Annotated in this window: 11 protein-coding genes and 1 pseudogene; all 12 read right to left on the reverse strand. The window is 48.6% G+C overall.

Annotated elements, in window-relative coordinates:
- Positions 1-24: 24 nt before the first annotated feature.
- Complete coding sequence (locus LIX93_RS04645; protein ID WP_226502807.1) at positions 25-348, reverse strand: hypothetical protein; 324 nt, start codon at positions 346-348, stop codon at positions 25-27.
- A complete protein-coding gene (locus LIX93_RS04650) occupies positions 329-505 on the reverse strand; it encodes a colicin E5-related ribonuclease (protein WP_346015214.1) in 177 nt (58 codons plus the stop codon). Before LIX93_RS04650 ends, LIX93_RS04645 begins: the two co-directional genes overlap by 20 nt.
- A gap of 686 nt (positions 506-1,191) precedes the next feature.
- On the reverse strand, positions 1,192-1,548 hold the full coding sequence (locus tag LIX93_RS04655) for a hypothetical protein (protein ID WP_226502808.1): 357 nt from the start codon (positions 1,546-1,548) through the stop codon (positions 1,192-1,194).
- A 366-nt stretch (positions 1,549-1,914) separates the two neighbouring features.
- The gene (locus LIX93_RS04660) at positions 1,915-2,220 is read right to left on the reverse strand and encodes a hypothetical protein (RefSeq protein ID WP_053255812.1); all 306 of its coding nucleotides are present in this window, start codon (positions 2,218-2,220) and stop codon (positions 1,915-1,917) included.
- The gene (locus LIX93_RS04665; protein WP_164441252.1) at positions 2,217-2,447 is read right to left on the reverse strand and encodes a hypothetical protein; all 231 of its coding nucleotides are present in this window, start codon (positions 2,445-2,447) and stop codon (positions 2,217-2,219) included. The genes LIX93_RS04660 and LIX93_RS04665 overlap by 4 nt, the downstream gene beginning before the upstream one ends.
- 132 nt (positions 2,448-2,579) lie before the next feature.
- Positions 2,580-2,855 (reverse strand): YrhB domain-containing protein, encoded by a 276-nt coding sequence (locus LIX93_RS04670; RefSeq protein ID WP_069023864.1) that lies wholly within the window; start codon positions 2,853-2,855, stop codon positions 2,580-2,582.
- Positions 2,855-4,270, reverse strand: coding sequence for a toxin glutamine deamidase domain-containing protein (locus tag LIX93_RS04675; protein WP_260524629.1), 1,416 nt, complete (start codon positions 4,268-4,270; stop codon positions 2,855-2,857). The genes LIX93_RS04670 and LIX93_RS04675 overlap by 1 nt, the downstream gene beginning before the upstream one ends.
- 8 nt (positions 4,271-4,278) lie before the next feature.
- The gene (locus tag LIX93_RS04680) at positions 4,279-5,958 is read right to left on the reverse strand and encodes a hemagglutinin repeat-containing protein (protein WP_226502809.1); all 1,680 of its coding nucleotides are present in this window, start codon (positions 5,956-5,958) and stop codon (positions 4,279-4,281) included.
- Between the two features lie 194 nt (positions 5,959-6,152).
- Positions 6,153-6,635: a hypothetical protein gene (locus LIX93_RS04685; protein WP_226502810.1), complete on the reverse strand. Its 483-nt coding sequence runs from the start codon at positions 6,633-6,635 to the stop codon at positions 6,153-6,155.
- Positions 6,636-6,734: 99 nt separating this feature from the next.
- Positions 6,735-7,610 (reverse strand): PoNe immunity protein domain-containing protein, encoded by an 876-nt coding sequence (locus LIX93_RS04690; RefSeq protein WP_226502811.1) that lies wholly within the window; start codon positions 7,608-7,610, stop codon positions 6,735-6,737.
- Positions 7,611-7,896: 286 nt separating this feature from the next.
- Positions 7,897-8,409 carry a hypothetical protein gene (locus LIX93_RS04695; RefSeq protein WP_226502812.1) on the reverse strand — a complete coding sequence of 171 codons (513 nt, stop codon included), beginning with the start codon at positions 8,407-8,409 and terminating at the stop codon, positions 7,897-7,899.
- 673 nt (positions 8,410-9,082) lie between these two features.
- Positions 9,083-9,620 (reverse strand): annotated as a pseudogene (locus LIX93_RS04705) (hypothetical protein); the annotation flags it as partial.

The following is a 9,620-nucleotide window of genomic DNA, read 5'->3' on the forward strand; positions in this document are numbered from 1 at the left end:
GATCGATTGCGCCCTTTGCAACATCTAAACTCTAACGAGCACAAACTCCATCAAAATATCACTACCACTCATACTTTCAATGATTGCTCGACTCGCGCCTATCGACTTCAAAGCGAAATTCATTTCATTTAATGACGAGGAAAAGTCAACAACACAATCCATGTCTGGAATCCTCTTGTTTCCCTTGACTTTAAAACCCTCAATACCAAGAATTGCAATATTGTTATTTTTGCAGTACTCGACTAGCCTAATTCCATCGCCAACATCAAACAAAGGAATGCCACTCCACATCAATGTAGGTGTAATAGTTAAATCCTCAACGGACACTTCAACTGTAATCAGTCCCATGGTGCACCCACTCAGGATCTTTTTTATTGGAGACTTGGACAATCGCTCCCGTGCGATCATTCCTTACCACATAAGAACCATCCTTAGCGATATACCCAGTAGCTGGATCGTTAAGGCGGCTCCCCGACACAGTATCAAAGCGAGTATCTTTCGTCACAACCGTTTTGACTGGTTTATCGATTACAGGCTGTATAGAGCTTTCCGTCCACCCCGTTTACCCATTGGTCGGCAATCTTTGGTTCAATCGTAATTGAAATTCCTTTTGCACCAACAAATAAAGCAGTTAATTATTTTTTAGCTGCCTGATCGGATCCCAATCATTAGGTTTGAGTTGATGCTTGCTCCACCACTGCATCCCCTCAGAAACCCACTTTCCACGTAAATCGGAATGAGCGGCTGTCGAGTCATCATACCCAAATTCTGTCCCGCAGCATGGGCAAATATTGTACGAGGCACAGCCAAAACTGTCATACGCCGGCTCATTGAGATCAGGATATTGGCATACCGGACATACATATTTTTGATTACTATTGAGCATTAAAATAGTCCAAGTTTGAACCCTTACCATGCACTGCTGGGTCAGGTTTGTAGTACGTGCGAATACTTCCCCCACTTGATACGACCCCAAATTCATCGGTGCCAGGGTTGTAGCGTACGATATCTCCATTAGGTCTTGCTTTTTCAAGCACGCCCGCAAGCTTCGGGGCTGTTAAGAACTTATCAGCTTGTGCTTGGTACTCAAGCTTATTTTTCGCGCCAAAGTCACTGCCATGACGTGCAAAATGGTCATCAAGCTTGGCTTGGTCGGCAAACTTCGCTCCGCTTCCTGTCGCTTTTGCACCATCAAATTACTAACACTGGAGACACACCAAACCTTGTCGTAAGAACATAAGACTCCAAACCATTTGAATCTGGGACAATCATCAAAGACCCTGCACTTCCAAAATCAAGCGCCAATATCCCCTCTGCCTCAAGGCGCGCACTCTCAACTTTGTGGTTCAAAAAATCAATAACTAGCAAGCTAGTAGCAACCTCCTCGCCGTGCCCCCATCGCTCGCAGTCGTTATTAATGCTTTTAAAAGGACACTGAATTAACACGGTTACTCCATTTTCGAAAATCAGAACCTGCGAACCTATACCAATAGTGACACCTGTCAGCACTGCTGACCTCAACTCCGCCAAATCTGATTCATCAATCATATCTTCCTCTTAACGCTTAGGCGGCACGGTGTTGGGTGGCAGTGGCACATGCGTATCTCCCCTTGCACCAGTTCCACCCGTGGCCGGATTTATAGGTTGCCCATTTTTCACGGATATCCAGTATCCATTTTCCAAACCGGGAACAGGCGTAGAACCTGAAGGCATCAACCGAATATATGTGCTACCTGGAGCACTTGGGTCGGAACCGGATGGATAGTAGATTGTACTACCTTGCGTTTTACCTGGACGACTTACCCAGCCCGGAGGAATAACTGGCCCCTGAGGAGGATTCGATAGAGGTTGCAATTTTGGAGGGATTTTTGGGCCAGCACTGATGAAGCCCGCCTCTTTTGCACCAAGTAAAAATTACTCTTTTCGACGATAAACGACCCTCTCAGCTTCCGACAAGCTAGGTAGGTCTTCGTTGCCGACCAAAATTTCCGACTTGCATTTTAAATTTGAGTCCTGATAAGCAGTATATTGACATATGATATCTTCGACTTCATCAATATCATCCTCTATATTTTCTTCAAGATAAAATCTAATTAGCCAAACATCATCTTCACAAGACAATACCACCATCCTGAAGTTTGGAGTAACTGCCCCCAGCATCGCTTGAACAAGCATTAAGACTTGGAAATTCCAAGTTTTCAATTCGGCTTCTGCATTCATTTCTGAGTCCAATTAGGGTTAGCAGGGACAATACTTGGGCTTTTTGTACCTTTGATGATAAAGACATTAGTTGGCTGAGCGGTTATACCAACGCCAGCGTTAACGTTGGTGCCGGTTACGCCTTCAAACTTGACCACCGGAAACCCTTGAGCATTCTTACCTAAAATCTTAACCTGCCCTATGCGGTAAGCATCTAGTACTTTTTGAGCATCATCAACGCTGTTCAAGAACCCACCGCCTCCTCGAGCTTCAAGCTCAGGCCTTCCAGCGATATGCCGAAGCTGTTTCTGGCTGATTTTGCCAGCCACCGCTGGAAAGTCTCTAGGTGTAAGAATGCCTTTTGCACCGAAAAACCAATCTTATTTTTTTGACTTACTGATCACATAGTGATCAAGATATTCTTTCAGCGGCTTGGCGGTCCCTAAAACATGAATCTCTCCAGTTTCCTTATCAATCAGGAATGGTCCGTTTCCAGCCAGTTGAGCCGACAGGTTCCCTGTCTCCAAATACTCTTTAGATTGATAGCAAAAAAACCATCCCTCAGAGAACGTGCCCTCATGCGTTAGCTGCAAAGGAATCTCAGAGTCTTTCAAATATTCCTTAGCTCTTTCCAAAGCGTATTCGTAGGTAATCATTAGTTAGTTCTCAATAACTGCAATGTCTTAAAATTACTCATATTTGCCGGCTTTCCAGTCTGCCCATCGAGATAACGAATAGCCCCATTCTGATTAACTACGTTGAATACATGGCCTGGCTGACCTGGACCATAGGAGCCAAACACAATCCCACGTGCGCCGTCCCCACCACTAATCATGTGCTGGGTGATGGTTTCGGGTGAAGACACACCGCTAAACTTAGCTCCATATTGCTTCTCCAGCACGGTCAACGGAACACCCTTGGTTGAGTTTATCGGCAATGCAGATTCTGGATTACCTGCCAGTGTTGCATCAGTAGCAATTGAACAATTAACGCAGTTATGAGTTCGCCCAGCGTCTGGGTAACCTGGATTGACGTTCCTTATTGAACCGGCAGTTTCGTCCGCAACCCCTGCCGCTTTTGCACCACCGGCCCCACCCTTCGCAATCACCTTCCCCGGCCCAATCCCCGCCGCCAAGATTTTCAGCGATCCCGCCACCAGAGCAGCCCGGTCTGGGCTCAACCCCAGTTCAGTAACCAGAATATCCGCAATCGCGTCAGCTGTATGCCCCGCCGTCACTCCCGCCATGAGATTTTGAAAGCCGTCGTTCTCGGCGATCAGCTGGTTCATCATCTCACGAGTTTCGGTGGGTGCCTCATCTGTCAAGCTTCTGAAATACGCTCTATCTGCCTCGGCTTGCGCTACCACGTTAGCGACTTGTCCGCATTGTTTTATATCCGCTTGGCAGGCGGCGAGGCTATCGTTCAGCTGCTTTTCACTTAGCTCATGAAATTCAGTATAAATGGATTTCGAGCACGCGATGTCTGCACCGCAAGAAACCAATTCATGACCCGCACGATCGAGATCTGAATGGCTCAAGGTATTATATTGCGTGGCGTTCGCAGCTACGCTTGCCGCGATCGTTGGGTCTCCTCCTGTAATTACTGCGGAGAGCACACCGACCAGCTGAGACATCGCCAACAAATTCGCTTGGGCTTGCTGCACGCCAGGCATATTTGGGTCGTAGTTGGGCGGTAGCACTACGCTCGCCAAATACTGCACGACCGCCTCGTTGGCACCACCTGCCAACGCTCCGGTCTTAAAGTCCCCGCCCATGGCCATGGACTTCAGCCCACCAAGTAACGCGTGCGCTGCCACCTTACTAGGGCTGCCATCGACCAGTTGAGTATCGCCAAGTTTCTTCGCTGCCACAGCTCCGGCGATGTCGATGATCGCGCCCAGGAGGTTATTGCCAAAGTTCTGGCCAAGGCTGCCACCATTAATCGCAGTCTGAACAAGACTATCGGCTCCCACCTTCAGCATCACCTGACCCGCGCTATCGAGGTTAAAGCCAAGCTGGGTTGGATCAAATCCGAGCGTGTTACCGATACCTCCTGTAAGCCCAGAGACCAAATAACCTTTTAGGCTTGCGCTACTGGTTGTGTCCTTAAGCGTCTTCCTTCGTTGCCGATGAAGCTGGTCGCAGCCTTGGTTTCGACGGCCAGCGCTACTGCGTTTGCAAACCCAGCAGCGAATGTGCCGCTGGTTGCACCCACCAGACCTGCAGCTGCGCCACCAGTGACCGCAGCGAGGGCAATCGCGATCACCAACTGTGCGGCAGCCCCTAGGCTGGAATTTTCGTATTTAAATCGTTGATGGATTTCGGCGACCTGACGCCAATCGATATCTCCCCGTTTCTCAGCATCTTTGAGCCATGCCAGCTTCGGATCGGCTGCGACCATCGAGTCGATTGCTTGGCTGACAGTCGCCTTGTTGACCTTTGTTATATCGATCTTGAGGCCGTTGACGGCATTGATCGCGACGGTGCCCTTAGCCGTCAGCTCACTTTGCCGCAATGTTTCGTCAGTGCTGCCTTTACCCTTAGAGCTATTCCACGCAAGACTGGAATTACTCTTGGTGTGAGTTTCCTGGCGCTGATCCTTCACGCCTTCAAATGCCAAACTACCGCCGCTGGTAATCAGCAGATCTTTGCCGCTATCAAGCTTCGCGACCTGATAACGCTGATCACCTCCGCTGAGCAACGATACATCCCCATCGGCACTTATTTCGCTGCCGATATTCGTGACCCGTGTTGACTCGTCATGCTTGGTCTTCTTTTGGCCGAAAGAGCCCTTCTTCTTATAGTCATACAGCGAATAATGACTATCCTGCGCGGCCAGTACATTTAGGGTCCCACCGGCCACCAAAGAAGCATCCTGACCAGCAGTAACGCGGCTGGAGACCAGCGTCATATCTTCGCCAGCCGTCAGATCAATCGCCCCACCCGCAGTGATGCCACTCATGACCTGAGTCACATCATCCTTCTGCGTCTTCGTATGCTTGTTCTTGTCGTATTTATGCGCCTCATCCGCCGCCGAACTGACCGTCAGGTTCTCGGTGGCCGTCATGGCCACGGCACCCTTCGCGGCCACCTGACTGGCGACCACATTGATATCCCGGCCACCCTGCACAGCCACATCGCGGCCCGCGTCTACGGTCGAGCCGAGCTGCGTGATATCACTGCTGGTGTGCTTGCTGTTCAACACCTGGCTGTTGGTGACCTGCGTGGCGGCGATATTCACATCGCGCCCGGCGGTCAGGGTCAGATCACGGCCGCTTTGCAGGGCGCTGCCGACGTTGTTGATGTCTCGCCCAGCGGAAATGCTCAGATCATTGGCCGCCTCGATACGCGAGGCGCTGTCGACATAGTCCTTGTGCAGTTGGCCGCGGGCGGTGCTGTCCAGCGAGACCACGGTGCGTTCGTTGACCACATCACCGGTGACGGCGGTGACCGCCACGTCGCGCCCAGCGATGATGCCGCCGGACTTGTTGGTGACGTTGTTGATCGCCAGGGCATCCAGCCGGTCGCCAGCGTCGATCAGGCCGCTGTTGACCAGGTCCTGGCCAGCGGTGGCGCTGAGGTTGCCGGTGGCTTTCAGGGTGCCAGCGTTATCGAGGTTCTGGCCGTCGATAAAGGCCTGGCCGGTGCGGGCGGTGACGGCTTGTTGGATCAGGCGTTGCTCGTAGAGGCCATCGCCCAGGCGTTTGGCGCTGGTGTCGGGGTCATAGCCGAGGGCTGCGGGCAGGTAGTCCGACCTCACGAATTGCTTCGAGGTCGGTGAGCGCGGGGTTGGTTTCGATCAACTGGGCGAAAGAACGCCCTCCCCTTTAATTAATGTCGTGAACCCCAGATTATCGGTACTGTGCTTACCAAAAAAACGTACATCCGAAATATTTCCGCAAGAAACTGAAGACTAAAGCTGATTATTAAAGAGCAAAACTGCAAACCTCTAAATTATCTATTTATTATAATTGGAACGAACACCGCCCCTCCCTGAGGAGCCTTGATCAAGCCATCGCTTTCTATAACTTTTACCCCTTTGCTTTCTGCAAAATTGAACACCTTCACCGTAGCCTCCCTATCGACATACCCACCATCATCGATGATAGCGCTAAACCCCATCTGACGTTGTTTTTCGATAAACTGCAATTGTTTGGTGAGACCAAACGTTTTAAGACTTACCGCATTAATGTTTGACCATTTCAGCTTCGCGATAGGTGTGTATTCTAAGCTCATAGCGTTCCAGTCGAGCACTAGCAATGCATCCTGTGTTACCGCAAAGATACAAAAATGCATAGATCCGGTATTCGATCCCGGCGTAGCTAGAATCACATTGCAGCGACCATGCTGAGAGATAGGGCCTAGAATTTCAGGCATTTGCTTGACCATTTGATCAGCAAACTCTGGGCGATCATAATAAATAGTCGCCTTATCCAAACTTGTAGCACATCCTGATAACATACCGGCAAAAACTATGCATTTAAAAATCATTCTATAGCACATAACATCCCCCTAAAATATCGAAAACGATTCCCTTTACCTCTGCGAAAAAAACTTAGCAAACCAGTTTTTTTTAGGATCCTCGCGCTTAGGATGTGTCGATGGCCCTAACGGACGGAGGAGATCTCCTGGATAATGCTCGTGTCCAAGACAAAGGTAATCGTCTAGATCGAAGGCCTTGACGGCGGCAACCGCTTCAATGCACCAACGTCCAAAATAACTGCCCATTGACAGAGGATTTTTTTCCGGATCGCCAAAAACGTACCAGTACGGCTCATCTGGGGGTGACTTCCTATTATTAGGACTCGGCCGCTTAAGCTCTCTATACCAATTCTCTACAAAATTTTTAAGCAAGTGTGGCTGAAGTTCAGATGATGAATCAATACACTTAAGCAATCTAGAATACGGTTTTTCGTGCAGCAAATTCATCCCAATCGGCCTTTGATGTTCGCGGCTAGCGATGATCCTATCAAGCAAGACATCTTCGCCTTCGCCAGATATCAGATTCAACAAACGCTTCCAATCCTTATCATTTATATTTAAGGCCAACGCCAAACCGACCAACCTAAAGCACCAATTATAGTGATTCAGATTGCAAAGCTCGAAAATCCAGTCCCGGCAGCGCTCAACACCATTTTCCCTACAGAATTTAACAGACTCTTCGTTTGAGCGTTCCCATGACTCAAGCAATCCTGAAAAATACTCCATCAAACTATCGACCTCGTCACCCCTTGAATACTTCAAAAGCATTATACGAAAATATTTTTCTGTTAAATTAAAAAGGTATTGGGGCTCATATTGAGAATTTTCAGCAGGGACCTTAAGTCGTTCGAGGCTATTTGCTATCGATTTAATTTCCGCGAATACTCTGCCGTCCCAGTAACTCGAATCACCGATCATATCCCTAGTCATATCTGTGCACCTGATATGTTCCCCTTCGCAGAAAGAATTTTGGAGGTATCAACATTCTTTGTGTTCCCCTTTGAGTCAAGAACTTGAAGCTCCGTTGAACCGTCGGGTCGTACTGCGACAACCCATGTTTCTGTACGATTTAGACGTATTGACTCCGCAACCGCGCCTGCCGCATCACGTCCGACGGATCTCTCAAGTCTACCGCTTCCCAAAATCCACTCATCACTCCCTTGCTTCCCATCCAATGGTTTACCTTTCCAGCGCAGTACCTGCGCCTTTTCCCCCATTAGATCATGTTGAGCTCTCGCAATCTTTTCTCACTCACAAACTCCAACTCTCCACCACCCACCTTAGAACCATCTGAATAAGTGGAGTGACCACAGACGTTACACTGATAAGCAAGCAACCCGTTATATTTACCGACAAAAATACGCATCCCGTCGGATTGACACCTAGGGCATTGCCTATCGGTCTCGACAGTCACCAACGCTTCCATTGTGTCACGTAAAAATCTGGCAATAAGCTCTGCTTCATTAGCTTGATACCCAAAAATCACTTTCTTTAAATGAGCTATATCGCCAGGTAGAAATGACGAAAATTCAACCGGCATCAAATTCTCATCAATATGCGAAAACTCATCAATCCCATAGGTCGAAAACGGCTCAACCGTGAAGTATTTGTAGTTATCTCTAATCCACAAAAGAATCACCCCAAGAGCCTCCCTTAAAGATGAATTCTCATCCAGCAGTGTCATAGCCAATTGAAGTTCACGCCACACATACACAGGGAGAGTTCGCATTAGTTCACTGCCTTAGCTGGGAAAGCCGTTATCAAGTTACCCGCCTTATCGGTAAATACTTTTATCACAGAGGTAGGAACACCTCCATCTTTCAGCGTAGTAGTTCCGATGACTCTGCCCGTATCAACGGTCCTTACAAATTGACCATCTGGTAGCGCAGTAACAGGTGACTTTACGACTGGGCTACTCTGAAGAACCCCCTTCAATTCATTTGGGCTAATAGTAAACACAGAGCGGGAATTGGAGACTTCTACGTCGAAATGACCTTTCACAACGTGATCAAAGCCCGCAGATACAGGTTTTCCAGTATCACGGAGCGGGGTAGTTTCCGTGCGCCCATTGGCAATATTTATACGAGATTGCACTCGACCGGGCACAGGTATTGAAGCTTCACCTGCGGCTTTTGCACCAACAGTTCAATCAAAAAATAATTGAGTCCAAAATAAACTGTAGTTTCACAGGGTTCGCAGCATTCCCAAAATAATATTCATTCCCTCCATCACCGACTAGTTCAGGAGGTGTCGACTTCCAATACAGTACGAAATATTTTTCGTCCAACAAATCCTCTAGTGCGCCCGCATCATCATATGTTGAAATTCTAATGAAGGGCCCATACTCCGAGTGAATAAACACCATCACCCTCTCTCCGGTTTTCGAATCAATCATAGCCACCTTACCACTTAATGCTGTTAAACCAGTCCAGCTCCTGCTGAGTAGGAGCTCGTTTGATGCCTTTATTATCTAGAGCGTCTTCATATCTAATCGGACGTGTTGCTCCAGGCACATAAGGATTGGCTTCTGTTTCTTTAACTCGAGTACTGGTCATATCGAATTCCGTACCATCTTTATAGGTTATTTTTACTCCCGGCTCACCAGCCTCACCACCCAGTCGAGTGGTGTTCTTTGTTGTTCTGGTAGTAATCGTTCCAATTTCTTTTGCACCAACAACATCCGCCCCTACCCCACGATCGGAGCCATTATACTCCTTCCAACCCGGATGATAAGGGTCTGCCTTCATCTCGGGCGAAATCGTCACGGTTTTCCCCGCTCCGCTCTTCGCCCAAAGCGCACCAATCCCTGCTGTGGCCATACCAGCGACCGCAGCAATGGCGCCTGATATCAAAAATTTTGCGCCGATCACTTCCGCCGAGCCATTCATACCATCGTTGCCTGACTTGGCGTATTCCTGTTTCCCCTCTTCGTTATTCTCG

The sequence above is a fragment of the Pseudomonas sp. MWU16-30317 genome (genome assembly GCF_020515695.1).
GTDB lineage: Bacteria > Pseudomonadota > Gammaproteobacteria > Pseudomonadales > Pseudomonadaceae > Aquipseudomonas.